Source organism: Paenibacillus sp. LK1 (assembly GCF_002750415.1).
GTDB classification, from domain to species: Bacteria; Bacillota; Bacilli; order Paenibacillales; family Paenibacillaceae; genus Paenibacillus; species Paenibacillus taichungensis.
Genome location: NZ_PEII01000006.1, coordinates 1 through 24,680, shown reverse-complemented (window position 1 = coordinate 24,680; position 24,680 = coordinate 1). Strand labels below are relative to the sequence as shown.

The window sequence follows — 24,680 nt, the reverse complement described above, 5'->3', positions numbered from 1 at the left end:
GGATATATAAAAAAAGGGGGTCATGTGTGTTATTATAAACGGGCTATGTTAAAGGCTTATGTAACTAATATTACAGAAATATTACAAAAATGATAGCGCTTTATAATTTGTTGTTTTTTCCATTATAAAAGCCCCTGCAGAGTGTCCTGACATGGAAGTCAGACCCTGCAAGGGCTTCATACTACGTATTAATTCAATTCTTCCACATAAGCTTGGTTGGAACGAAGTTTATGAATGATTTCCTCATAATCCTCATCCCTTACTTTGGCAGACAAAACATAATGCAGATCGTCATAGTCAGCCGAGGACACATCCGCAGCATCCAACAGATCGCCTTCCTCATTAACATTATCTCGGGTACCTCGCTCGTTATCACGATCCACATTGCTGACGACCGGGATTACATTTTCGCTGGCGGGAACCCCAGGTGCTGCACCCACACCCATGGCTCCATTGGTTCCTACGCCACCCGCTGTGTTATAAGGCACCAGAGGTACCATAATCCGTTTGTCTCTGCCAACCGCGCTATCCAGTTGCCCTACTTCCAAATGCTCTGTACGGAACGTCTGAAGTGAGGTTCTTGCCCCCTCTGCCTCGTCCTCGGTCCGAAAATACGCCTGAATATGTTTTGTCATGTCAAACCCTCCTTTATCGGAATAAATGCTTGGTGAAACTAAAACCTAGAAGCTTTGAGCTTCAATCTACATTTAATCAATAATCACATTAACGTACGGCCCGTCCCAAGTCATTAAATGACTTTTAACAACTCGCGGACAAATGCCGGTTCATCAGCAGGCGTACGGGATGTAATATAATTGCCATCTACTACAGCTTCATGATCCTTGAATTCTGCCCCTGCGTTCACCATATCATCCTTGAGCGGTGGATAGGATGTAATCGTACGGCCTTTCAACAAATTCGCACTTGCCAGAATTTGCGGGCCGTGACAGATCGCAGCGATTGGTTTATTCGCACTATTGATCTCCGTTACGAATTTCAGAATATGTGCGTCTGTACGTAAATTTTCAGGAGAAGATCCACCTGGAATGACAACTGCGTCGTAATCTGAAGCCGAAACCTCAGCGATCGCTTTGTCCGAAGTATAGGAGGCTTTACCACCTTTACCTTTCAGCGTCTCTCCTGCTTTCAAGCCGATAATTTCCACGTCGTGTCCGGCTTTTTTCACCTCATCATATGGAACCTGCATTTCCGAATCTTCAAAATCATTCGCCAATAAAAAAGCAACTTTACTCATAACGTATGTTCTCCTTTCCGTGTTCGAAATTTCTTGAAATCGGGTATTCGCAGAAATTGTTGGTGTACATTTCTTGTTCATTGCCCGTAATAAATACTGAACCTGGCACGCCATCGTGCCTCGTTCTGTTATTACCCTAACCAGAGCCGTTTATAACATGACGATCCTGTATTATTTTGACTATGATCAGACCATCCGATTCATCAACAGTTAAGCTCCATAACAAAAAAAGCCTTGATTCGATCATCGAATCAAGACTTTTCATTCATTACAAATGGTCAGCACTCAGTCACGCGGAAGACGGCTCTGTTCCCCTTTGTCCGAATCCTGAAGGGCCCAGATCGTTGTTGCACACTCGGCAGCAGCGCGGGCAAGTTTCAGGGACTCATACAGGTTTCCAGGCAGAAGCAGAGGTTCTATTCGGGAGCGTGTTTCCTTGACGGATTGGCGCATAATGGTTGGGATACTCCTTTGATCATCTTATGTTAATGAACCGAATTATCCCTCATTATGGCCTGTTCCCCAATCAATTATGCATGCGTTTCTTGACGAATAGGGCTTTCGAGCATTAAAGTCACGGGTCCCCAATTCGTGAAAGTCACATCCATCATCGCTCCGAAACGTCCGGTTTCCACCTGAATTCCTTTATCACGTAACAGCTGATTAAACGTTTCATACAACAATTCTGCCGCTTCAGGTCTGGCTGCAGCTGCAAAGCTTGGGCGTTTTCCTTTACGACAATCTCCGTACAATGTAAATTGTGAGACAGATAATACAGCCCCGCCCACATCGATCAGACTAAGATTCATCTTTTCCTGCTCATCCTCAAAGATTCGAAGTCCAGCGATTTTGTCTGCCAAATATATAGCATCCTTCTCCGTGTCCTCATGTGTAATTCCCACAAGCAACATCAACCCGGATTCTATTCTCCCCGTCAGCTCGTCTCCAACGGTCACCTGAGCCTCTTTACAGCGTTGTACAAGCACCCTCATCTTACAGGCTCCTTACTGCATAATCCGATGCACAGAATAGACATCTTTCACCCGTTTGATCCGTTCCACAACCGAATGCAGATGCTCCGTATTACGAATCAGAATTGTAACGTGCACCAATGCTAATTTATTTTTATCTGTACGTCCGGTGACGGCAGAAATATTGGTTTTACTTTCGGAAACAGCCTGAAGCACTTCATTGAGCAAGCCGTTGCGATCATGACCCGTAATCTCAATATCCACACTGTAGTTGGCTTCAATATTCTCTTCCCACTCGACTTCAATGACGCGAGCTGCTTCTTCCCCATCCGTACTGGAAGGAATATTTGGACAGTCCGTTCGATGCACCGAAACCCCACGTCCACGTGTAACATACCCGATAATAGCATCCCCTGGTACAGGGTTACAGCAGCGCGCAAAACGAACAAGCAAATTGTCTATACCTTTGACACGAATGCCATTCGTCGGACGGTTTTTGCGTTCAGGTGCAGGCTTCAGCTCACGCATCTCGGAGTTCAGCTCAAGCAAGCTGGATTCTTCCTGCTCCTTGCGAAGTTTCTCCGTTGCTTTGGTCACGATCTGTGCAGCCGTAATGCCACCGAATCCAACAGCTGCGAGCATATCTTCAATATCATTGAAGGCATACTTTTTGGCTGCTTCCTGCAACTTATCGTCGGTCATCCAAGCAGATGGATCAAGTCCCATGCGCTTGAGTTCACGTTCACAACTGTCGCGTCCTTTTTCAACGTTTTCTTCCCGCCGTTCCTTCTTGAACCATTGCTTGATCTTCGCTCGTGCGTGAGAGGATTTTGCAATTTTAAGCCAGTCCTGACTCGGTCCGTAAGAATGTTTGGACGTCAAAATTTCAATGATATCACCCGTTTTGAGATGATAATCGAGTGGAACGATACGACCATTTACTTTGGCACCAATCGTCCGATTACCCACCTCTGTATGGATTCTATATGCAAAATCCAATGGAACAGATCCAGTAGGCAATTCGATAACTTCACCTTTTGGTGTGAATACAAAGACCAGATCCGAGAAGAAATCCATTTTAAGCGATTCTACAAATTCAGACGCATCCTGCGCTTCATTTTGAAGTTCAAGAATCTCGCGGAAGAACGTAATTTTATCTTCAAAATTATTTCCGTTTCCGTTCGCAGCGCCTTCCTTGTAGGCCCAGTGAGCAGCAATACCGAATTCAGCGGTGCGGTGCATATCCCATGTCCGGATTTGGACTTCAGTCGGTTCCCCATTCGGACCTACGACTGTGGTATGCAGCGATTGATACATGTTCGCCTTCGGCATCGCGATATAGTCCTTGAAACGTCCAGGCATTGGTTTCCATAACGTGTGTATAATGCCGAGGGTAGCATAACAATCCTTGATGTTATCCACAATAATACGAATCGCAAGCAGATCATAAATCTCGTTAAACTGTTTGTTTTTCGTTGTCATTTTTTTGAACACGCTGTAGATGTGCTTAGGACGTCCCGACAGATCTGCCTGAATTCCCATCTCATCCAGCTTGCTTGTAATACCGTCCATAACCGTATCAATATATTGCTCACGTTCCGCACGCTTCTTGTGCATCAGGTTTGCAATCCGGTAATATTGCTGCGGATTCAAATAACGGAGGGCGATGTCCTCCATTTCCCATTTGATCGCAGAGATACCCAGACGGTTCGCAATCGGACAGAAAATCTCCAACGTTTCATATGAAATACGGCGCTGGCTTTCTTCCGACTGAAACTTGAGTGTCCGCATATTATGCAGACGGTCAGCCAATTTGATCACGATGACACGGATGTCCTGCGCCATGGCGATGAACATTTTGCGGTAGTTCTCGTTCTGCTGTTCTTCCTTGGAGCGGAACTGAATACGTTCCAGCTTCGTCAAGCCGTCAACAAGCATGGCACACGTATTGCCGAAATGATTGCGGATTTCTTCAAGTGAAACCGTAGTATCTTCTACTACATCATGAAGAAGCGCTGCAATTATGGAGATGGTGTCCATCTGCATGTTTACAACAATATCGGCAACCGCAAGCGGATGCAGAATATACGGTTCTCCCGATTTTCGCGTCTGTCCATGGTGGGCCTGATCAGCAAATTCGTAAGCTTCTCGTATGCGCACCAGATCGGGTTCTTTGATATATGCCCCGGCCTTCTCGAGTAATTGCTCTATGCCCATTCTGATCTGTTCCGTGTCCTTTCTATACAAAATGGAACCCGTGACATAATATCAACACAGGTTCCCCGTAAAAGTAATTTCCTATAATTATGACGCTTCGCCCGTTTCCCGTCAACTACTGACGAATAAGAGCACATATCCAATTTTTTTATACGTTATGTGCCATTCCCGAAAGATGTTGCCCGTTATTCAACAGAGGTCGGAAATCCTCCTCATTTATTATATATTATTACCGTTATTTGCCGAAATAGAAGGATCCATTCGCAAAATAAAAATGGTTTAGCAGTGCTTAGTGGAAAAATGTTATTGCTAAATGAAGAGAAACTCTGTACTATATTGAAGATTTGTGTTTCGGAAAAAAGGAGATGAACATTCATTGCAACGTGAAATTCAGGTTAATCAAAAAATGCCGCTTGGCTCAGGATCGCTGCTGAGTCTCCAGCATTTGTTCGCCATGTTTGGTAGTACGGTACTCGTGCCGAACCTGTTCGGTGTCGATCCAAGTATGATCTTGCTTATGAACGGTATTGGAACATTGCTGTACATACTCATGTGTAAAGGAAAGATTCCGGCCTATCTTGGGTCAAGCTTTGCTTTTATCGCACCTGTTTCTTCCGTGTTAATCGCACACCCTGATAACGGATACTCCATGGCACTTGGAGCGTTCATCGTAACAGGCGTTGTTTTCTGCATTGTAGCTCTTATCATCAAGTATGCGGGGACAGGTTGGATTAACGTGGTATTCCCGCCAGCGGTTATGGGTGCTATTGTTGCCCTAATCGGTCTCGAACTTGTACCTGTGGCAGCAGGAATGGCTGGTCTGATCAATTCAAACCCTGCTGAGAACCCAGACTGGGTACCTCAAGCCAAACCAATTATTTTAGCCATGGTTACTCTTGGTATCACTGTTATTGGTGCAGTAACCTTCCGTGGGTTCCCCAAGATCATTCACATTCTAATCGGGATTGTATCCGGTTACGGGCTTGGGTACTTTATGGGTGAGGTAAAAACCGAGAATATAGTGAACGCTGACTTTATCTCGCTGCCTACTGTAACGACACCGACATTTGACTGGTCTGTCATCTTTACCATTTTGCCTGTCGCCCTTGTTGTCATTGTTGAACACATCGGACATCTGCTTGTAACGAGCAGCATTGTGGGCAAAGATCTATCCAAGGACCCAGGTCTGCATCGCTCCCTGCTTGGGAACGGCGTTTCAACTATTCTTTCCGGTTTTGTAGGATCCACACCGAATACAACTTATGGTGAGAATATTGGTGTTATGGCTCTGACACGGGTTTACTCGACGTATGTTATTGGCGGCGCTGCCGTTATCGCGATCGTGCTTTCGTTCTCAGGTACGTTCTCGGCACTTATAGCTAACATTCCCGTTCCGGTTATGGGTGGTGTGTCTTTGCTTCTGTTCGGAGTAATTGCGGCATCTGGTTTGCGTATTCTGGTCGAACAGAAAGTGGATTTTGCCAAACCTACCAACTTGTTGCTAACTACCCTTGTACTCGTCATCGGACTCAGTGGTACTGAGATCACATTTTATGGTATTCATCTCAAGGGAATGGCTCTGGCAACCATCGTCGGAATTCTGCTGAGCTTGTTGTTTAAATTATTTGAAGTACTGGGTTGGTCGAATGATCAAACGGAGAAACAGCCTTTAACCGAGAAAACTCCGGATTGATTTCTTGCCGACTAATTTTGAACGAACAATGTTTATTCATTCTTCATCTTATACATCGTACAATGCAAAAAGCCTGCTCTCTAACCTTAACGGGTTGAGGGACAGGCTTTTTTGTAAATAGTTAATGCTGTATATTATTTCCCGGGAAACGGGAGATCCAGTTCACATGATTTAACAGCAATAAATGCCAGAATTCTAGTAGTTCATCAATGTAAATACATCAATACCCGGCAATTTTGCACGTCCATTTAAATCAGACAGCTCAATCAGGAATGCTGCACCTACAATCTTGCCACCCAATTGTTCAATCAGGTTAATGGAGGTAGCAATAGTTCCGCCTGTCGCCAGCAGATCATCCGCAATCAGGACATTTTGTCCTTTTTCGATCGCATCTGTATGCATAGCAAGCGTATCTTTGCCATATTCAAGATCATAACCGACTTCGATCGTCTCTCCAGGCAATTTTCCACTTTTACGGATCGGAGCAAAACCGACACCCAGAGCGTACGCCAGAGGAGCGCCCACAACGAATCCACGTGCTTCAGGTCCAGCAATAACGTCAATTTTGAGATCCGAAACCATTACTTTCAGCTCATTGATCGCCTTGCGGTACATTTCTCCATCCTTCAACAATGTCGTAATGTCTTTGAAGCTGATTCCCGGTTGTGGAAAGTCAGGAATGACACGAATATAATCTTTAAAATCCAAAATAATCTCCTCCTAAAATAAATAGCACAACTTCTATCTAAGATACGCCCTTCATCCGGGATATCATCCATTGTGTCAGTTGAGGGGTCGATGCATCCAGCATCACCTGCTCTGTCTCGGCCATGCTCTCCAGCGCCTGATATTGACGCGAAGCGGTTAGCTCACGCTTGGGTGGGTTATCCACAAACACAATCTTTCCAGCTTCTCGGGTTATGAACGATAACTCCTCAAAAACATCCAACATCATAGTAATCATGCGCGGCGAGCAGCCACACTGACGACTGAGCACAGGAGTGATCTCTTGTTCCTCCACGGGTTCAGCTCTCCATTTGGACACCAGCATATAAATACGCTTGAAGAGTTCTCTGGAAGGCATCTGAAGGCGATCTCGGCGGTTGCCTGATCCGTGCAGAAGGATGATATTCTCGGCTCCGCTGAATAAAGCCAGCATTGCATCAAGTTGTTCCGGGGTTTCCGGCGTATCAAACACAAATAACGTCCGGACCTGTTCCTGCCCATAATGCTGCGCGGCAGCATTGCACGGAAACAAACCGACCTTTCTATCATATACCCAAAGGCACGGTTCATACAATGAATTTCCCTCGGAAACATTCGTTTCTTTCCGAACGATGGCACCAATTGAGCCTGACTTGTATCGTAAATGTATTTCAAGTGAACTCAAGAACTGCTTCATCGCGTTCAGAGGCTCCGTACTACCTCGCAAATCAAAAACTTGCGCATGTGGAACCTGAATGTCCTGCAGCATTAATTGTGGTTTCCTCATCCCGTTCCACTCATTTACAGACAACTCGCCCATAACATCAATGATGGAGCCTGGAGGCAGAAACTCAGCCAATGCTCCTTTGCCAAAAGCGACCGTCTCCAATTGCAGGCCATCCTGCTCCAAAACCAGTTTCAGATGACGTTTTTCCCGTCCCATCGTCCGTGTTTCTTTTACAGTCACATTGCGCAATACAAAACGTGGAGATGGATTACTCATGCCAAACGGCTGGAGTCTGTCGATCTCTTGAATGACCTGCAATGGTACATCACTGATTCTGCATTCGTCATCTGCTAGACGATGGGGCACAAAGTCCTCCTCTGTCAGTACGGATGCCGCAAACTCATTCAGTCCGGCTTCCAGCTCTTTAAGTTGATCACGATGAAGGCTCATGCCTGCTGCAGCTGGATGACCACCATAATGGTCCATCGTGTGTTTGCAAGCAGTTAATGCCTCATAGATGTCCAGACCCTCTATGGAGCGTGCTGAGCCTTTACAAGCGCCACTTTCCGGGTCAATGCCCAGGATAAGCGTTGGCCGATAATACCGTTCAAGTAACTTGGAAGCAACAATACCTACAACTCCAACATTCCAGCCTTCTCCCGCCAAAACGATGACATCCGGCACTGCTCCGGAATTAAGCTGGATTTTCTGCTCCAACTGGGTTGTCGCTTCCAGAAGTATGCCCTCAACAACCTGTTGCCTTTCACGATTCAGCAAGTCCAGTTGGCCTGCCAACGTGTGTGCCTCATCCAGATCCTCGGTTGTAAGCAGCGATACGGCTCTGCCAGCATGATCCAGACGTCCGCTTGCATTAATACGCGGAGCCATTGCAAAGGCAATATTGATTGAGGTGACCTGAGTTTGATCCACACCACTAATTTCAAGCAGAGCACTAATACCAGGCAGACGTGTACCTCGCATGGACTCAACACCATAACTAACGATAACCCGGTTCTCGCCTTCCAAAGGCATCAAATCGGCAACCGTACCAATAGCGGCAATTTCCATCCATTCTCCAGGCACTTCTCCAATCAATGCCTGAGCCAGCTTCAACGCTACACCCGCACCAGCTAACCCTTTAAAAGGGTAAGGACAGTCCGGAAGCTTGGGATTAATAAGCGTATAAGCCTCAGGCAAAACTTCAGGTGGTTCATGGTGATCCGTCACAATGACTTCCATTCCCAGTGTTGCAGCATAAGCAATCTGCTCTACCGCACTGATTCCGGTATCAACCGTAATCACCAGCGTGACTCCTTGTTGATGAGCCCAATCTAAGGCATGATTGTGTAACCCGTAACCTTCATTGGAACGATGAGGGATATAAATATCATAAGAAGCACCAAGATAACGCATCAGATGGATCATCAGGGATGTACTGGATACTCCGTCCGCATCGTAGTCCCCATATATTAAAATATGTTCTTCACGCTCAATAGCCAGCTGGATTCGGGGCACAGCTTCTTTCATGCCTAGAAGCAGATAAGGATCATGCATCTGATTCAGATCAGGATGCAGAAATTGTTCTGCCTCTGATTCATTATGAACCCCTCGACTGACCAGCAAACGTCCAACAAGTGATGAAACGGAAAGCGCCTGCGAGAGTCCCGCAGCCGCCTCCAAATCGATATTCGGTGTGTTCCACCGGTATTGCGAATAAAGCAATGATAACGCTCCTTTCCTGATCTACTGGACCAAGCTTCATTACTGAATTAATGTCGCTTCAGGATCTGGCAGTTCATGATTGGATTTATAAGGATATCCAGGATCATAAGGTACAGCCTGGATCTGTACTTCTTTCACATGACTGAAACGAGTTAATAGAAGTGTCTTCGCCCGATTCGCAATCTCTTGTGCCTCAAGCACGGAAATTCTAGGGTTCACACTAATGACCAGTTCAATTGTAACATCATGTTCCTGTTCACGTGCTACCAGATGTTCAATCGTAATAATGCCATATACACGCTGCACCGTCTCTTTGAAGTCAAGTGCTTCTTCCTGTTCCAATTCCTGAACAAGTGAACCATATACGGTATCGACAATCATTCTGTAGCCTTTGTGAAGCACAAAACAGGAAGCGATCAATGCAGCTGCGGGATCCATATATCGAAGAATACTCCACCCCATCGTTTCTCCTGTCATGGAACCTACAATACCGACCAAGACGATAAGCGAACAGTAGAGTGCACGACGATGCTGCTGTGCATAAGCTAGAGCCTGCGATTGATTTCGTTTACGGAAATATCGGTATTGATATTGAAAGATTGCTTCTTTCACAGCCAATGCTGCAAAAGCTACCACAAGTGCATGAGTATATTTCTCAAGTGATTCTGGTACATCTCCGGACAGACTACCCAAAGCGGAGATGGCGATCTGCAAACCTCCCATAAGGATAAGCACAGATAATAATACCGAAATTCCAGGTCTCGCGATACGTGAATGTTCCTTTGACCGCTCCCTACGAGCCTTTCTTTTTGTTTGTACAGACTTCGAGGGAAAGAGGCCGGACAATGAAGAAGCAGCTTCTGAAGCAGAGTGCAGGCCGTCTGCAAGCAACGATTTGCTGTTTGCCATATAACCGAACCCAGCCTTAATTACTGCAAGTGTCAAATTCCCGGCGATCCCGCTCCACGTGGCAGCGTGAACAGAAGGGAAACGTTCTCTGGTCATGGCGATGCCCCCCTTAATACTCTACCTAAAGTTGCAAAACCGCGCCTGGCAGACGCGGCTTCACAATACAATGTTTAGTTGGATGCTTTGACAGCTGCTTTAGGTTTCTCTGTTTGTTTACCTTTGAGCGCCAGCCACAATGGAGCGGCGATATAGATCGAAGAATATGCACCGAACAATGTTCCGATGACCATAGCAAGTGAGAACATGCGAATGGATTCTCCACCAAAAATAAACAAGCAGAGCGAAGCGACAAACACGGTGAATGTTGTATTCAGGGAACGTGTCATCGTTTGCGCCAAACTGCGGTTGACTACTTCACGCAAATCGGCTTTCGAAGTCTTTTTAGCAAACCGCATATTCTCTCGAATCCGGTCGAAGATAACGATTGTATCATTGATCGAGAATCCGACAATGGTCAGTACAGCCGTAATGAAGGTCAAATTCACTTCCAGTCGGAAGATCGAGAACACACTAATCACTACAAAGGCATCATGGAAGAGCGCAATTACAGCAGCCAAACCAAACCGCCATTCAAATCGGATGGCTACATAGATCATAATCCCGATACTTGCGATAAGAACCGCGTATATGGCATTGCGTTCAAGTTCTTTAGCCATCTCCGGGTCAACCGTGTTGACTTCATAAGAAGCGGTTGAATCCAGCTTGGTGAACTCTTGCTTAAACTTACTTTCCTGAGTTTCATCCAGTACGTTCGAGAAACGAACGTTAACCCGATCAGCACCAGGTGTAATATGAACATCTTTTGTGTCAACACCAAGATCACTAACAATGGGCTTAATTTGTTCCGTTGTGATGGCTTTAGACACCGTAATATCTACATTAGAACCCGAACGGAAATCTACCGCATAATTCAATCCCAGGGCCAAAATACTGATGATCCCTGCAATCGTCAGAATGATGGAAAAGGCATAGGCAATTTTACTGCCTTTAACATAATCAAAATTCCAATTAAAGCGCACGAATTTCACTCTCCTTCACTCCGAAGTACTTAGGCTTCTTCAACACGTTAGCCCGCACAAGCAGGGTCAACAGGAAGCGGGAGAAGAAAATATTCGTGATAATGCTGGTCACGATGTCAAAAATCAGCACGAGTGCGAAACCTTTAACCGCACCTGTACCCATGAAGAACATAACTGAAGCGGCAATGATCGTTGTGATGTTGGAGTCGATAATTGTACGGAAGGAATGTTTACCTCCTGCTTTAACCGAAGACAATATCGACTTGCCACTGCGCATTTCTTCCTTGATCCGCTCGTACGTGATGATGTTGGCATCCACGGCCATCCCTATACCCAGGATAAATGCCGCGATACCCGGAAGGGTAAGTACGAATTCTCCCATATAGAAGATTGCAAGTACCAGCCATGTATGTGTAATCAGGGCAAAGCTCGCAATAATCCCCGGAATACGGTACAGACCAATCATGAACACCAGGATAATCACGGAACCAATTAATCCCGCTTTAATCGTCTGGTCCAGAGATAGTTTACCAAGCGTTGCACCAACGCTTTGAGAGTACTTCTCTGTCAGTTTCAACGGCAACGCGCCCAAATTAATGGTATCGCGAAGCTGATTGGCTTCCTCACGTGAGTAGTTACCCGTGATCTGTGCAGAGCCATCACTCAGCTGCTGCTGCACGGTTGGAGCGGATAACAGCTGATCATCCAGATAGATGGCCAAGGGTTGTCCAATCAAACGTTTGGTAATTTCAGCAAACTTCGCTTTGTCTTTAACCTGGATATCGATCATCGGTGCGTTCAACTGGCTGAATACCACTTTGGCACCATTCTCCACGAACTCATTTCCCCGAAGCTCGATTTTCGTGTATTCGCCTTCTTTGTCATTCTCAGCTTTACTGCGGAAGGTCATGACAGCAGGTTCTTTCATTTTGGCTCTGACTTCAGCCTCGTCGGTAACCCCGGCCAGCTTCAAACGGATCCGGTTCGTTCCTTCAGTTGTTACTTCCGGCTCGCTTGTTCCGAGCGCATTGGCACGGCTCTCCAGACTTTTTGCTGTTTGCACCAAAGAAGCTTTGGTGACTTGTTGTCCTTGTTCCAGCGGCTCTGCTTCATATAAGATCTCGTAGCCTCCTTTTAAATCGAGGCCCAAGCGTATATTTTTGAGCAGCCCTGGACTTGTGCCCAACATTACTCCTGCGGTCACAAGCACGACCAAAATGAAACTGACGATTCTTTTCATGCCGTTCCTAGATCCCCTTTCGTTCTCAATATTCCCATTATAGCGATGCCGTAAAAAGCAGTCAATTTCCAACAAAAAAGATCCCTTTCGCTAGAAAGAGGACCCCCGGTATGCAGACACGGTCATAAAGTTCATAAAGCTTGTTGCTTTCAGTGACAATATGTCGTTCACCAGTTGGTGAAGCGGTGGAATGCCCTGCTTTTCATATTTATGACTGATGCAATTCCAGACATCTTTGCTGGTGACATATTCGTAACCGACAAGCCTTAGTTCCTCTGCTTTGCTACGGCAGAGCATCTCTATAGACTGTTCCAACTCCACATCATTCATTTCTTCCAACGGGGAGCCTCCCTTCATACATCCAAGCCTTTATGCGGCATCAATATTACATCATTCGACTTTACCCGATCATATTCCTTCTTGCTGGTGATGGATCTTTTTGTTAATCGTGTCCAAGTTGTCATGAGAAGATATTGGACTGGCATAGGATGAAGAACGACGGCTTTGTCCCGTTTATGAATATCTGTACTCCAACCGGGAAAGAGGGGTAGTCTTGAAGAAACAGACATTTATCCAGGGAGCCATGATCCTGCTCGCCGCAGGCATCATTAATCGGATTCTAGGGTTCATCCCGCGCATTGCGCTGCCACGGGTTATCGGTGCAGAAGGAGTTGGCATCTACCAACTGAGCTATCCCTTTTTCATCGTACTCGTCACATTAATCACTGGCGGTATTCCATTGGCTGTAGCCAAGCTCGTAGCCGAAGCGGATACAGGTGCCAACCGTTATTCACCCCAGCGAATTCTTCAAATCAGCCTGAGCTTCACACTGACCCTTGGCGTTGTGTTTATGTTTTTGTGCATTATCTTCGCTCCATGGGTCACCCGTTATGTGCTGACCGATGAGAGGGTCTATCACACGTTTGTCAGCATGAGCCCTATGATTGCCATCATCGCCGTATCTGCAGTCTACAGAGGATATTTCCAGGGAAAGCAAAACATGATGCCTACGGCTGTTTCATCTATCGTAGAAACGGTCATTCGTATTATCTGTGTGATCTGGTTTTCCTGGCTCCTCTTACCCCGAGGAATTGCTCAAGCTGCTGCAGGAGCCATGCTTGGAGCACTCGTCGGAGAATTCGTCGGTATGCTTGTATTACTATGGAACTATGCTAGGCAGAAGAAATATATGGATCAACATCTGCCCATACTCGAATCTCCAATCGAACCCAAACCTGCTATTTCAAAAAACTCAATTGGCTCAGAACCTGGACTTCTTCGTCGTTTACTCGCGATCTCTGTACCTGTAACTGCCGGGCGATTAGTTGGTTCCCTCTCCTATCTCGCTGAGACGATTGTAACCGCACAGAGTCTAGCTATTGCAGGTATCTCCAAAGGGCTCGCCACGGCCCAGTATGGTGCATTACAAGGCATGATTATACCGCTACTTCTACTGCCGGGAGCATTAACGTCCTCGCTAGCCACGTCACTTGTCCCTTCATTGTCTGAGGCCTCGGCTCAAGGTGACCGTGCGCTCATACATAAACGGATGCATCAGGCGCTGCGGCTAGCACTTGTAACAGGTGCTCCATTTTCTGTTTTTATGTATGTGCTTGCCGAACCGATGTGTCTTGTTCTGTATAATGATGCATCGATTGGAAGCATGCTTAAGCTCATGGCTCCTTTTGCTTTGTTTATCTACATTCAAGCTCCTCTTCAAGCCGCCCTTCAAGCATTGGATCGTCCGGGAAAGGCACTGCTCAATACATTTATTGGTGCTGTCATCAAAATCACATTGATTTTGGTACTCGCCTCCCGACCAGAATACGGTATATTTGGTGCGGTGATTGCCATTTGTGTGAATTCAACGGTCGTTACCCTTTTACATGCAAGAAGTGTACGCAACCTTTTACAGTTCCGTTTCAAGGTAATGGATTGGGTCAAAACGGGCACTGGTATGGTTATCATGGGCGCCGCTACTCTGGTCATATATGAACAGACTGCATCTATGCTTCCATTTTGGATCAGAATGCTTCTCGCGCCCCTTGTTGGTCTAATCGTTTATTTCATTGTTATGGGCTGGACCAAAATGATTGATTTTCACGATCTTTCCCGTGCTCCCATTATTGGTTCCTGGTTTAAACGTCGTTCTTAGACGTCAGTTATCTTTGTCATCTTTGGAACTTACATAAACTTTCTCGTTATGATCGATGGAACAGATAAACACATCTTTGAAGTCCGTAATACCTTTTTGCTGGATCTGATTTTTAAGCCAAAATCTCGTTTTCTGAATCAGTTCAAGGTTCTGATCCTGAACTTTGCCATCCATGATCAAAGGCAATGGTAGCCCTTCATATTTGATATTTTCAAACCCATCTATTTTATTTTTTCTTGCTTTTTGTTTGGAATTAAATCCTGTCGAACCAGTACCTGATGAGCCGCTATTACCGTCTGAAGAACTCTGCCCTTTTGAAAAAACAGTCAGCTTGCCTGTCGTCTCCAATATGGCGAAGTCAACTTCACCAATGCTGTCTACATTCTGTTCGCGAAGTTGCTGCAGCAAATCGTCCAGATTGTAACGCTGCTTGCGCATCTCATCTCGATGCAATTTACCTTTGGAAATTAACACGGTCGGCTTGCCATCAATCATCAGCCGCAGCTTCCGGCTCTTGAGACTGAGAAAAGCTATGGCAATCTGTACTACCAGTACCGTCAGCATCGGTACAATACCATGGAATAACGGCTTATTGATATCTTCGATGACAAATGCCGCAATTTCTGCAAGCATGATAGATACGACCAAATCAAACATGGACAGCTTTCCAATCTCACGTTTACCCATGATCCGGATAGAAGCATAAACAATAAAATACATGAGTATGGTTCGAAAAATATGTGCTCCGACATCTGAGAAATTCACAACAGGGTTCCTCCTTCGGATCTGAATTTTATACAGGTACCTGAAGCGTAATCCCTATTTTGACCTGAAGCTTACATGCTCATGCAAATATAAACTGTTCATTTAATGGAAAATTCAGTTCATAAGTAGGAAGGCTTGACCATACACTGTATTAATTTCAAACTTGTACAAGGGGGTTGCTTCATGCAGTTGATTCGCCGCATGGTTTCATTTCGAATGTCTAACCCAGTTCTTTCGGGCCTCTGTCATGCTTTTGTGTGGATGATGTTAGGCGCACTGATCCTATCCTTCTTTCTCTGGATGACCGGAATGCGGGAACAGGATCTTTCCCTGTATACTTATGTTGTCCATGGCTTGTCATTGCTGGTTGGTGGATTTGTATCTGGCAAGAGGTCAGGTGAGCGAGGCTGGTACCACGGAGGTATTACCGGAATCGTCTACGGACTAATCGTATTGCTGATTGGGTTTCTGGCACTTGATGCCTCATTCAATTGGAAAGACAGTCTGCAGCTTGCAAGTGCATTCCTGATTTCTGCACTAGGCGGCATATTTGGAGTCAACACACGAAGATCATAGAAGATCGGGGTGTAACGGTTATAAGTAAAAAAGAAAAAGAGAACCGGGTCTCCAAGGAGATCCAGTTCTCTGATAGTGAAAAATACGCTGCAAACGTACTCATAGCCTTACAGGCTTTTAAACATCTATGGTCTATTCAGCCGTTTCACGTGCAACTGCACTGCTAATTGCATTACGATCGAATGTCAATTTAGTAACATCGTTTACACGCAATACAACCACATCGTCTGTGATTTCAGCAATCGTTCCGTGAAGACCGCCGATTGTAACAATTTTATCGCCTTTTTTCAATTGCCCTAACATGGAATTACGTTGCTTCTGTTTTTTGTTCTGTGGACGAATCATCAAGAAGTAAAAAATTGCAACCATGAGTACCAAAGGTACAATCAAAGATACAATTCCACCGCCAGCTGGAGTTGCTGATGCAGTCATTGCCTGAAACATGTAAAATTCCCCCTTATCGACTATACGTACAGATAATACTTGTTACTTCGGTTCCGCAAAAACCTGATCAGAAACCTTTGTCATTGTCATGAAGACCATATTGATCGAAAAATTCATCCCGGAAATCAAGCAAACGATCTTCCATTATGGCTTTACGCACATTGCGCATCAAATTCTGCAAGAAATGAAGATTGTGGATGGTCGTCAAACGTAAGCCAAACGTTTCATCCGCTTTGATTAAATGACGCAAATAGGCTCTTGAATAGTTACGACAAGTATAGCAATCACATTCAGGGTCTAGTGGCCCAAAATCGGTTGCAAACTTGGCATTACGAACTACCAGACGTCCTTGGCTGGTCATCGTTGTTCCGTTACGGGCAATTCGGGTAGGCAAAACACAATCGAACATGTCCACTCCACGAATCGATCCCTCAATCAATGCATCGGGTGAACCTACACCCATTAAATAGCGTGGTTTATTGGACGGCAACAAAGGAACGGTGTAATCCAATACGCCATACATCAAATGTTTCGGTTCTCCAACACTCAGTCCACCAATAGCATAACCCGGGAAATCCATGGAAGTCAAATCTGCCGCGCTTTGGCGACGAAGATCTTCATGCATGCCTCCCTGTACGATGGCAAACAGCCCTTGATCATTCGGACGAGCATGACTTTCCAGACAACGTTCTGCCCAGCGGCTCGTTCTTTCAAGTGATTTTTTTACATATTCATACTCAGCCGGATACGGCGGACACTCATCAAATGCCATCATAATATCGGAGCCCAGTGCATTCTGGATTTCCATTGCCACTTCAGGCGAGAGGAATTTTTTATCTCCGTTTAGATGGGAGCGGAAGTTAACGCCTTCCTCCGTAATTTTGCGCATCTCACTCAGAGAAAACACTTGGAACCCGCCACTGTCAGTCAAAATCGGGCGATCCCAGTTCATAAATTTGTGCAGGCCGCCTGCCTGACGAATAATTTCATGTCCGGGTCTCAGAAACAGGTGGTACGTGTTGCTCAAAATGATCTGAGCATCCATTTCTTTCAACTCTTCGGGACTCATCGTCTTCACCGTCGCCTGTGTTCCTACAGGCATGAAGGTTGGTGTCTCAATAATACCGTGAGGTGTATGTACACGTCCCAAACGGGCTCCGGATTGTTTACAGGTTTTGATATGTTCGTACGTAATTGCTGCCATTGGTTTTAATCATCCTCTAAAAATTAATCGTAATACCTTCACTTCTCAATAAATCAACATAGCATCGCCAAAGCTGAAGAAACGGTACTGTTCTTTAATTGCTTCCTCATATGCATGCATGATTTGTTCTCTACCCGCAAGCGCACTGACCAGCATGACCAATGTGGATTTGGGAAGATGAAAATTCGTAAGCATCCCGTCGATCACTTTGAACGTATATCCCGGATAGATAAAGATTTTGGTCCAGCCGCTGCTTTCTTGCAACTGCCCGTCTTCAAACTTGCTTCCAACCGTTTCAAGTGTTCGACAACTTGTCGTTCCTACAGCAAATATACGGTTGCCACGTTTTTTCGTTTCATTAATTAGATCCGCTGTCTCTTGTGACAAAGAGTAATATTCCTCATGCATAACATGCTCTTCAACTTTGTCAACTGACATAGGCCGAAATGTTCCGAGTCCAACGTGAAGCGTGATGAAAGCTACATTAACGCCTTTATCCCGAATCCGATTCAGCAGTTCTTCTGTAAAATGTAATCCTGCTGTCGGCGCAGCGGCGGATCCTTCATGTTTCGCATATACCGTTTGATACCTTTCACGGTCATCCAGCGTCTCTCTGATATAAGGAGGCAGCGGCATTTCACCCAGACGATCCAGAATCTCTTGAAAGATTCCATCATAGGAGAACGTAAGCAAACGCGCACCCATTTCGCCTTCCTCATCAATGACTGCCTTGAGCTCGTCACTAAAAACGATGACCGAACCAGCTTTCAGCTTCTTGCCTGGTTTAACCAGAGCTTCCCAACGATCGCCCTCTACGTTTTTGAGCAGAAGTACTTCCGCCTTTGCCCCGGTGTCCTCTTTGGTTCCGAACAAACGCGCTGGAAGAACACGTGTATCATTCAGCACCAGTGTATCTCCAGGCTGAAGGAAGTCGATAATATTAGGAAACGTGTGATGGTTAACCTCACCATTTTCCTTATTTAAGGTAAGCAACCGGGACGCCGTGCGGTCAAGCAGTGGCGTCTGTGCAATTAATTGCTCCGGCAATTCAAAATCATATAAGTTCACATTCATATTAGATTCATTCCTTAACAATAGTCACATTTTGATAATAGTGTTTCAATATTGCCTGGTAATCATACCCTTCATCTGCCATACCTTTGGCACCCCATTGGGACAAGCCTAATCCGTGCCCATTACCCTGACCGATGATCATGAAGCTTTGGCCCTGAGTTACAGCTCGAGCTTGACCATCACCACTCATAACCACAAGTGCATTACTGGATGAAGTTCCTGTGCCCGAGGCAGATAGTACAGCAGCACCCTGTGAGCCGGTTTTGCTTGCTGTTTTGCCGTCAGCGCCTAATACAGTATAACTTCCGGTCCCTGCAATATCAAATAAAGTACTAGGTAATCCACCTAAAGCAGAGCGGTAGGTATCTGCATATTTTACCGTCATAGGCTGGCCGTTGGCTGTAACTTCAAGTGCTCTTCCTGATGGCCCGCGCTTGGTCACTTCGAGCGTTGAGATCGAAGATGGAACAGTTGAAGTCGTTTTACCCTGTAGAGTTTTAACCAACTGGGCTGACGTGAATGGTCCTCTTACCCAAGCATAATCATTGGACTGCGGCACTTTGGCCAGAACAACAGCTTCGTTGCCTGGATTTATTTTCGCTACCGGTTCAACATTGGATTGAATTAACGGAACGGGACGAACATTGGTATTTTGGGCAGTAACCGTCACTTTGGCTAAACCCGCATCTGTTTTGGTCGTTAATTCTTTTATATTATCCTCGCGGATATATCCGCTGACTCCTGTACTCAACAGCACATGATACCATGTCTGTAATCCAGCTTGGGCCGATGTATCTCCCTGGCTGTCCACATTACTGAACACATCCCCGCCTCCGTTCCATACTTCGGATGGATGTGCAGTCTGCCCCCCTGCATTGGAAGAGAATACGGCTTCTACGATTTTACCACCGCTCTTGATGACTTCTCCAGAGGTGGCGTCAACCGCACTGGAGACTTTATCATTCTCTGAACCCATTCCGTTGTATGCCTGACTGAGCGTGGTATCCACAACATTGGCAATTTTAAAGCGATCTCCCTGTTGAAGCGCATAAGAGCGAGCAGCGACAGCTTGTACTTTCAGCGCTTCTGCTGGCCAGGATGAATACACTTCTGCACCAACAACAGAGTATAAATATTGCTCTAGTGGAACTACATTAACCAAAGCCAAGTCGCCGCTTACAATGCTAATTTCCATGTCACCGCGATACGTGCGTCCGGAACGTTCCACCACTTTGATTCCACTGCCGTCTCCTTGTACAAAGGCTTTAGCTTCACTGCCGACAATAGTGTAATGCGGGGCTACTTTAAGTGTATCCGTGCTTAACCCAGCATCCTGGCGGATGATAAGAGCAGCACTATTACTGTTTACCGGTGATAGACTTACTCCTGGAACACTGGCCTCCACACTCTTCTTGAATGCAGACAAATCAGCTTCTGATGAGGCCTCACCCACCCATACAGCATAGCCTTGACTGCCTCCATCCAGTTGAAGCACCGTATAGGAACTAACTCCTGCCGATGCAAAAGATGCTTGTGCCGCTTCGGCCTCTTGAAGTGAACTGTATACTCCTGCAGACAGGCGCTTGCTGCCTGTTACCGCTGGTTTTTGTCCGCCCAGTTGGGCTGCAGCCACTTTTTGTACACGGGCTACCGCTTGACCAGCCAACGCTTCTGTTGCATAGTTTCCTGTGTAGAGCTGATAGGTCGCTTTGCCATTTAAAGAAGTTGTAAACAACAACGGTTTATCACTAGTGGCCTGCAACAATTTTGCGGCTGCTGCCGCCGTTTTGAAATCCCCTGTTTCCAACACTTTGACGCGGAATCCGTCCGCACTGAAACGGATTTGTCCTGCCGGAAGAGTTATACTTGCCCCGCTCTCCGAACCGATATTCCATTTCCCACTCGACTCAAGCGTAATCAGTGGTGTAGTCGATTTATACGTACTTCCCAGGTTCGCAAACATAGCAACCCGGATTATCTGCCCATCACTTTCAGCGGCATAAACCGGCACTTGCAGGCATCCTACCGTCAGCAGAGCTGCGGCCAATACCTTCAAACGCCGACTCCACTTCTTTGTTTGTATTGCTTTCCCCACGATCAGTCTCCTCTCCGTGTTTCTCCCAAGTTGTATATTAAGATAAATCTCATTGATATATCGTTACAATTATTTGGCGTCTCTCGGTGGAACGGGCAAACCCAGATGATGATAGGCCAGGTCTGTTACAATTCTGCCCCTCGGTGTACGTTGAAGCATACCAATCTGCAATAGATAAGGCTCATAGACATCCTCTATGGTCTGACTCTCCTCACCAATCGTAGCGGCAATCGTATCCAGACCCACAGGGCCTCCCCGGAAACTGTTAATCATTGATTTGAGCATCTTGTGATCGATCTCGTCCAGACCACGCGGATCAATCTGGAGACGTTGCAGCGCTTCTTCCGCTAGAGCCTGTGTGATAATACCATCACCCCGTACCTGGGCAAAGTCACGCACTCTTTTTAGCAATCGATTGGCAATCCTCGGTGTCCCACGGGAGCGCAATGCGATTTCTTCTGCTGCATTACCAACAATCTCCACCCCTAGAATCTCTGAGGCCCGTGAGACGATGTAGGCCAGCTCATCCACCGTGTAGAACTCCAACCGACTGATAACACCAAACCGATCTCTCAGAGGCGCAGACAGCAAACCTGCACGGGTTGTAGCACCAATCAGCGTAAAGGATGGCAGATCAAGACGTACGGAGCGGGCACTTGGGCCTTTTCCGATCATAATATCCAACGCGAAGTCTTCCATGGCGGGATACATCACTTCTTCTACCGTCCGATGAAGGCGATGAATCTCGTCAATAAATAGGACATCCCCTTCTTGCAGGTTTGTAAGCAATGCAGCTAGATCACCTGGGCGTTCAATCGCAGGTCCCGATGTTGTGCGTAAGTTAACACCCAATTCATTGGCAATGATATTGGCAAGTGTTGTTTTACCAAGTCCAGGCGGTCCATATAACAACACATGATCGAGCGCCTCATTACGCATCTTAGCCGCTTCAATGTATATTTTCAAATTCTCCTTGACCTGGTTTTGCCCGATATATTCATTTAAATACCGAGGACGAAGACTAAGCTCCACAGCTTGATCCTCCATCATCAGGTTCGCGGAAATAATCCGGTCATCCATGTTCATCCCTACCTTTTTTATGCGGTTTACTGCTCTATTATAGAGGCAAAATTAATTTATCCCGTAAACAGCATTTGCAGTGCCCGTTTCATCAACACATCAACAGAATCGGCCGAAGTAACATCTTTCTTCAGTTTGAGCCAAACTTTATCCAGTTCACTGTCGGTATACCCCAGCGCTTTAAGTCCTTCACGAGCCTCATCCCAGGCAGAGCCGCTTCCTGCTTCTTCCGAAGGAGGAGCAAACAAACCTGTTGCATACGTGGCAGCACCGAAACCATCCAATTTGTCCTTAAGGTCCAGTATCATGCGCTGCGCTGTTTTCTTACCAATCCCCGGCAGTTTGGTCAGGAACGTTAGATTCTCTTGATATATGGCCGTCACGACATGGTCCGGCGTACCGCCAGCGAGTATACCCAGAGCAACTTTGGGTCCAATACCTGATACCTCGATCAGCTTGCGAAATAACTTCTGTTCCTCACGAGTAACAAAGCCAAACAGCAACATCGCATCTTCACGTACATGGTGATGGGTATACACCATAATTTCGCCTTCTTGCTTCGCAAATGCAAAAGGATTCGGACAGAATACACGATAACCAACGCCATGCACATCAAGTACAATATATTCATTCTCCAGATGTACGAACTGTCCTCTTAGGAAATCAATCATTTTCGCAATACCTCATTCAACTTGGAATTTAATGTATATGAGTGTGCATGACACACTGCTACAGCCAAAGCATCTGCTACGTCATCCGGCTTCGGGATCACCTGTAAACGCAAAAACATTTTGACCATCTCCTGCACTTGCCGCTTTTCCGCTTTTCCGTATCCCACAATCGCCTGCTTAATCTGCATCGGCGTATACTCGGCTATAGGCAGTCCCTTCTGGGCAGCAGCCAGTACCATGACACCTCTAGCCTGACTTACAGACATCGCTGTTGTGACGTTACGATTGAAAAAAAGTTTCTCCAGCGCTACTGCGTCCGGTTTATATTTATCAATCAGCTGTACCATACCCTCATATACATGAAGCAGCCGTTCCTCTTCAGGGGTGTGAGCTTCTGTCTGAATACAGCCATATTGTACAGGTGTTACCTTACTGCCGATTTTATCCACAAAACCAAAACCGACAATCGCAATCCCCGGGTCAATTCCCAAAAAACGCAAATCCATCTCTCCCTTACAAAAGCGAACATATGTATCGTTCATTTCATTATAACAAAAGATAGACCCTACGGCAGGAAAAACTTTGTCCTTTCATATACTCGCCTGAATTCGTGTATAACCTACAATCGCAATCTCCTATATTCAGGTGTTTCGGTCATGGAACGACAAAAAGGACATCTTTCGATGTCCTTCGGTTCACTTCGTATGTTGTATAATCTGCGAATCCTACGACCAGGAACTTCTCCTCTAGGCGATGTAAACAAATAAATTTCAATGCAGATCAGCCTGTTTTTTATCCGCCATTACGGATTTCTTTATTGGCCTCATCTACCGCATAATCGCTGAACGTAGAGATTACACTATCATACTCATCCTTGTCCTGGATACGAATACCTTGCTGCAACTGCTCCAACACACCTTCAGGCAATGATGTCTCCAACGTGCCTACGTCCATTTGAAAAAAAGTACGGATGACTTTCTCTTCTGTGGGCCTTCCTTCATACAGGTTAAGATTACCCACAGCATCTATGCTAATATATGCCTGCTCTTTACATAATGGAGAAAGATCATCCACATGTTGCTTAATGTGTAAAACTTCTGCCGATTCAACTTGAGCATCCCAATCCGGATGTTGAACGAGCAGCATCTTCAATTGAGGAATCGCCATCTTACCTAATTGTTCCGTCTCTACCCCACAGATATATTGCGTCTCCAATACAACACTCGTTAAACGGTCCGGATCAGGCCCAAGTTGTTCCATCAAAGTCTGAATTTCTTGCTCAGACCTTTGTTCACTGGCAACAGGTCCCATTACAGATACAGCCTCACTGAAATTGGTCGTGAGTAAACGCTCGATCGCAGAAGAAATCGGCAAACCACTGTAAGCCAGTATAGCTACAGCAACTAATGCTGAAGTCATCCACACTGTTCTTTTCCATCGGCGCCAGCGTCTCTTGAATTGTTTTTTGAAGTTAAACGTGTTCACATGAACCCCTTCTATCACTTTTTAAACCTATTGTGACCGAAAGCACTGGGCTTTATGCAAAATTAACCTAAGGCACCAGCAATACGCTACGCTTGAGCGTAATAAGATGAAAGCCATATTTATTCCTTATTAAAGGTTGTCATGAATTAAGAGGTTATGATTGCTTAAAACACAATCAACTTTTAGACATAAATAAAAAGACGGACTATCTATAAATAGATAATCCGTCTTTTTTGAGATCGGGATGACACGATTTGAACATGCGACCCCCTGGTCCCAAACCAGGTGCTCTACCAAGCTGAGCTACATCCCGTTATATATACCGGCGAGAGGACTCGAACCTCCACGGTTTCCCACTCGATTTTGAGTCGAGCGCGTCTGCCATTCCGCCACGCCGGCGTATGAAGTTATAATGGCGCGCCCTGAGAGATTCGAACTCCCGGCCTTTTGATTCGTAGTCAAACGCTCTATCCAGCTGAGCTAAGGGCGCAAATATTGGAGCGGAAGACGGGAATCGAACCCGCGACCCTCGCCTTGGCAAGGCGATGCTCTACCGCTGAGCCACTTCCGCATACGGTATAATAAATATAAAAATGGCGGAACCGACGGGATT

Annotated in this window: 23 protein-coding genes and 4 tRNA genes; 3 read left to right on the top strand and 24 right to left on the bottom strand. The window is 45.8% G+C overall.

What is annotated here, in order from left to right; genetic code table 11:
• Positions 1 to 188 precede the first annotated feature (188 nt).
• The 5 genes from CS562_RS14805 to CS562_RS14790 all read right to left on the bottom strand — a co-directional run bounded on the left by CS562_RS14805 (position 189) and on the right by CS562_RS14790 (position 4,443).
• Positions 189 to 635, bottom strand: a complete 447-nt coding sequence (locus CS562_RS14805) for a hypothetical protein (RefSeq protein ID WP_099856774.1) — start codon at positions 633 to 635, stop codon at positions 189 to 191.
• 113 nt (positions 636 to 748) lie between these two features.
• Positions 749 to 1,255 carry a type 1 glutamine amidotransferase domain-containing protein gene (locus CS562_RS14800; RefSeq protein ID WP_099856772.1) on the bottom strand — a complete coding sequence of 169 codons (507 nt, stop codon included), beginning with the start codon at positions 1,253 to 1,255 and terminating at the stop codon, positions 749 to 751.
• A 285-nt stretch (positions 1,256 to 1,540) separates the two neighbouring features.
• Positions 1,541 to 1,708: a hypothetical protein gene (locus CS562_RS32960; protein WP_160319650.1), complete on the bottom strand. Its 168-nt coding sequence runs from the start codon at positions 1,706 to 1,708 to the stop codon at positions 1,541 to 1,543.
• Between the two features lie 77 nt (positions 1,709 to 1,785).
• Entirely contained in the window at positions 1,786 to 2,247 is a 462-nt protein-coding gene (gene dtd / locus CS562_RS14795; protein WP_076287751.1) for a D-aminoacyl-tRNA deacylase, read from the bottom strand.
• 12 nt (positions 2,248 to 2,259) lie between these two features.
• On the bottom strand, positions 2,260 to 4,443 hold the full coding sequence (locus CS562_RS14790; RefSeq protein ID WP_063567711.1) for a RelA/SpoT family protein: 2,184 nt from the start codon (positions 4,441 to 4,443) through the stop codon (positions 2,260 to 2,262).
• Between the two features lie 376 nt (positions 4,444 to 4,819).
• Here CS562_RS14790 and uraA point away from each other — a divergent pair, with 376 nt between their 5' ends.
• Positions 4,820 to 6,136: a uracil permease gene (gene uraA / locus CS562_RS14785; RefSeq protein WP_076287750.1), complete on the top strand. Its 1,317-nt coding sequence runs from the start codon at positions 4,820 to 4,822 to the stop codon at positions 6,134 to 6,136.
• Between the two features lie 195 nt (positions 6,137 to 6,331).
• On the opposite strand, the gene CS562_RS14780 is transcribed toward uraA, so the two are convergent.
• From CS562_RS14780 to CS562_RS14755, 6 genes are all read right to left on the bottom strand, one after another.
• Complete coding sequence (locus CS562_RS14780) at positions 6,332 to 6,844, bottom strand: adenine phosphoribosyltransferase (RefSeq protein ID WP_024633046.1); 513 nt, start codon at positions 6,842 to 6,844, stop codon at positions 6,332 to 6,334.
• Between the two features lie 37 nt (positions 6,845 to 6,881).
• Positions 6,882 to 9,290: a single-stranded-DNA-specific exonuclease RecJ gene (gene recJ / locus CS562_RS14775; RefSeq protein WP_076287749.1), complete on the bottom strand. Its 2,409-nt coding sequence runs from the start codon at positions 9,288 to 9,290 to the stop codon at positions 6,882 to 6,884.
• Positions 9,291 to 9,329: 39 nt separating this feature from the next.
• Positions 9,330 to 10,295 (bottom strand): cation diffusion facilitator family transporter, encoded by a 966-nt coding sequence (locus CS562_RS14770; protein WP_076287748.1) that lies wholly within the window; start codon positions 10,293 to 10,295, stop codon positions 9,330 to 9,332.
• Positions 10,296 to 10,369: 74 nt separating this feature from the next.
• Complete coding sequence (gene secF, locus CS562_RS14765; RefSeq protein ID WP_099856770.1) at positions 10,370 to 11,278, bottom strand: protein translocase subunit SecF; 909 nt, start codon at positions 11,276 to 11,278, stop codon at positions 10,370 to 10,372.
• Positions 11,268 to 12,518 carry a protein translocase subunit SecD gene (gene secD, locus CS562_RS14760; protein WP_076287746.1) on the bottom strand — a complete coding sequence of 417 codons (1,251 nt, stop codon included), beginning with the start codon at positions 12,516 to 12,518 and terminating at the stop codon, positions 11,268 to 11,270. Before secD ends, secF begins: the two co-directional genes overlap by 11 nt.
• 90 nt (positions 12,519 to 12,608) lie before the next feature.
• Positions 12,609 to 12,848 carry a post-transcriptional regulator gene (locus CS562_RS14755; RefSeq protein WP_175383441.1) on the bottom strand — a complete coding sequence of 80 codons (240 nt, stop codon included), beginning with the start codon at positions 12,846 to 12,848 and terminating at the stop codon, positions 12,609 to 12,611.
• A 223-nt stretch (positions 12,849 to 13,071) separates the two neighbouring features.
• Between CS562_RS14755 and spoVB the strand changes: the two genes are divergently transcribed.
• The gene (gene spoVB, locus CS562_RS14750) at positions 13,072 to 14,673 is read left to right on the top strand and encodes a stage V sporulation protein B (RefSeq protein WP_099856768.1); all 1,602 of its coding nucleotides are present in this window, start codon (positions 13,072 to 13,074) and stop codon (positions 14,671 to 14,673) included.
• 3 nt (positions 14,674 to 14,676) lie between these two features.
• On the opposite strand, the gene CS562_RS14745 is transcribed toward spoVB, so the two are convergent.
• On the bottom strand, positions 14,677 to 15,393 hold the full coding sequence (locus tag CS562_RS14745; protein WP_076288259.1) for a YetF domain-containing protein: 717 nt from the start codon (positions 15,391 to 15,393) through the stop codon (positions 14,677 to 14,679).
• A 228-nt stretch (positions 15,394 to 15,621) separates the two neighbouring features.
• On the opposite strand from CS562_RS14745, the gene CS562_RS14740 reads away from it, so the two are divergent.
• Positions 15,622 to 16,014, top strand: a complete 393-nt coding sequence (locus tag CS562_RS14740) for a TIGR04086 family membrane protein (protein ID WP_076287744.1) — start codon at positions 15,622 to 15,624, stop codon at positions 16,012 to 16,014.
• Between the two features lie 132 nt (positions 16,015 to 16,146).
• Here CS562_RS14740 and yajC read toward each other — a convergent pair whose 3' ends face one another.
• The 12 genes from yajC to CS562_RS14680 form a co-directional block, all read right to left on the bottom strand.
• Positions 16,147 to 16,458, bottom strand: coding sequence for a preprotein translocase subunit YajC (gene yajC, locus CS562_RS14735; RefSeq protein ID WP_072734772.1), 312 nt, complete (start codon positions 16,456 to 16,458; stop codon positions 16,147 to 16,149).
• Positions 16,459 to 16,525: 67 nt separating this feature from the next.
• On the bottom strand, positions 16,526 to 17,662 hold the full coding sequence (tgt, locus tag CS562_RS14730) for a tRNA guanosine(34) transglycosylase Tgt (RefSeq protein WP_062325081.1): 1,137 nt from the start codon (positions 17,660 to 17,662) through the stop codon (positions 16,526 to 16,528).
• 45 nt (positions 17,663 to 17,707) lie between these two features.
• A complete protein-coding gene (queA, locus tag CS562_RS14725; protein WP_099856766.1) occupies positions 17,708 to 18,736 on the bottom strand; it encodes a tRNA preQ1(34) S-adenosylmethionine ribosyltransferase-isomerase QueA in 1,029 nt (342 codons plus the stop codon).
• 7 nt (positions 18,737 to 18,743) lie between these two features.
• On the bottom strand, positions 18,744 to 20,831 hold the full coding sequence (locus tag CS562_RS14720) for a SpoIID/LytB domain-containing protein (protein ID WP_180287141.1): 2,088 nt from the start codon (positions 20,829 to 20,831) through the stop codon (positions 18,744 to 18,746).
• Between the two features lie 69 nt (positions 20,832 to 20,900).
• Positions 20,901 to 21,911, bottom strand: a complete 1,011-nt coding sequence (gene ruvB / locus CS562_RS14715) for a Holliday junction branch migration DNA helicase RuvB (RefSeq protein WP_053779099.1) — start codon at positions 21,909 to 21,911, stop codon at positions 20,901 to 20,903.
• A 56-nt stretch (positions 21,912 to 21,967) separates the two neighbouring features.
• On the bottom strand, positions 21,968 to 22,582 hold the full coding sequence (ruvA, locus tag CS562_RS14710) for a Holliday junction branch migration protein RuvA (RefSeq protein WP_099856764.1): 615 nt from the start codon (positions 22,580 to 22,582) through the stop codon (positions 21,968 to 21,970).
• Complete coding sequence (gene ruvC / locus CS562_RS14705) at positions 22,579 to 23,082, bottom strand: crossover junction endodeoxyribonuclease RuvC (RefSeq protein ID WP_053779097.1); 504 nt, start codon at positions 23,080 to 23,082, stop codon at positions 22,579 to 22,581. Before ruvC ends, ruvA begins: the two co-directional genes overlap by 4 nt.
• Before the next feature lie 292 nt (positions 23,083 to 23,374).
• On the bottom strand, positions 23,375 to 24,067 hold the full coding sequence (locus tag CS562_RS14700; RefSeq protein WP_099856762.1) for a BofC C-terminal domain-containing protein: 693 nt from the start codon (positions 24,065 to 24,067) through the stop codon (positions 23,375 to 23,377).
• Between the two features lie 239 nt (positions 24,068 to 24,306).
• Positions 24,307 to 24,380: transfer RNA gene (locus tag CS562_RS14695), tRNA-Pro, on the bottom strand.
• 7 nt (positions 24,381 to 24,387) lie between these two features.
• Positions 24,388 to 24,466 (bottom strand) — tRNA-Leu (locus CS562_RS14690).
• 14 nt (positions 24,467 to 24,480) lie between these two features.
• Positions 24,481 to 24,557 (bottom strand) — tRNA-Arg (locus CS562_RS14685).
• 6 nt (positions 24,558 to 24,563) lie between these two features.
• Positions 24,564 to 24,638: transfer RNA gene (locus tag CS562_RS14680), tRNA-Gly, on the bottom strand.
• Positions 24,639 to 24,680: the final 42 nt, after the last annotated feature.

What these genes read in the sequence shown, in the direction of transcription:
- CS562_RS14805 (WP_099856774.1), bottom strand. Translation starts at nt 635, where the DNA reads ATGACAAAACATATTCAGGCGTATTTTCGGACCGAGGACGAGGCAGAG.
- CS562_RS14800 (WP_099856772.1), bottom strand. Translation starts at nt 1,255, where the DNA reads ATGAGTAAAGTTGCTTTTTTATTGGCGAATGATTTTGAAGATTCGGAA.
- CS562_RS32960 (WP_160319650.1), bottom strand. Translation starts at nt 1,708, where the DNA reads ATGCGCCAATCCGTCAAGGAAACACGCTCCCGAATAGAACCTCTGCTT.
- dtd (WP_076287751.1), bottom strand. Translation starts at nt 2,247, where the DNA reads ATGAGGGTGCTTGTACAACGCTGTAAAGAGGCTCAGGTGACCGTTGGA.
- CS562_RS14790 (WP_063567711.1), bottom strand. Translation starts at nt 4,443, where the DNA reads ATGGGCATAGAGCAATTACTCGAGAAGGCCGGGGCATATATCAAAGAA.
- CS562_RS14770 (WP_076287748.1), bottom strand. Translation starts at nt 10,295, where the DNA reads ATGACCAGAGAACGTTTCCCTTCTGTTCACGCTGCCACGTGGAGCGGG.
- secD (WP_076287746.1), bottom strand. Translation starts at nt 12,518, where the DNA reads ATGAAAAGAATCGTCAGTTTCATTTTGGTCGTGCTTGTGACCGCAGGA.
- CS562_RS14755 (WP_175383441.1), bottom strand. Translation starts at nt 12,848, where the DNA reads ATGAATGATGTGGAGTTGGAACAGTCTATAGAGATGCTCTGCCGTAGC.
- CS562_RS14745 (WP_076288259.1), bottom strand. Translation starts at nt 15,393, where the DNA reads ATGTATTTTATTGTTTATGCTTCTATCCGGATCATGGGTAAACGTGAG.
- CS562_RS14740 (WP_076287744.1), top strand. Translation starts at nt 15,622, where the DNA reads ATGCAGTTGATTCGCCGCATGGTTTCATTTCGAATGTCTAACCCAGTT.
- yajC (WP_072734772.1), bottom strand. Translation starts at nt 16,458, where the DNA reads ATGTTTCAGGCAATGACTGCATCAGCAACTCCAGCTGGCGGTGGAATT.
- tgt (WP_062325081.1), bottom strand. Translation starts at nt 17,662, where the DNA reads ATGGCAGCAATTACGTACGAACATATCAAAACCTGTAAACAATCCGGA.
- queA (WP_099856766.1), bottom strand. Translation starts at nt 18,736, where the DNA reads ATGAATGTGAACTTATATGATTTTGAATTGCCGGAGCAATTAATTGCA.
- ruvB (WP_053779099.1), bottom strand. Translation starts at nt 21,911, where the DNA reads ATGGATGACCGGATTATTTCCGCGAACCTGATGATGGAGGATCAAGCT.
- ruvA (WP_099856764.1), bottom strand. Translation starts at nt 22,582, where the DNA reads ATGATTGATTTCCTAAGAGGACAGTTCGTACATCTGGAGAATGAATAT.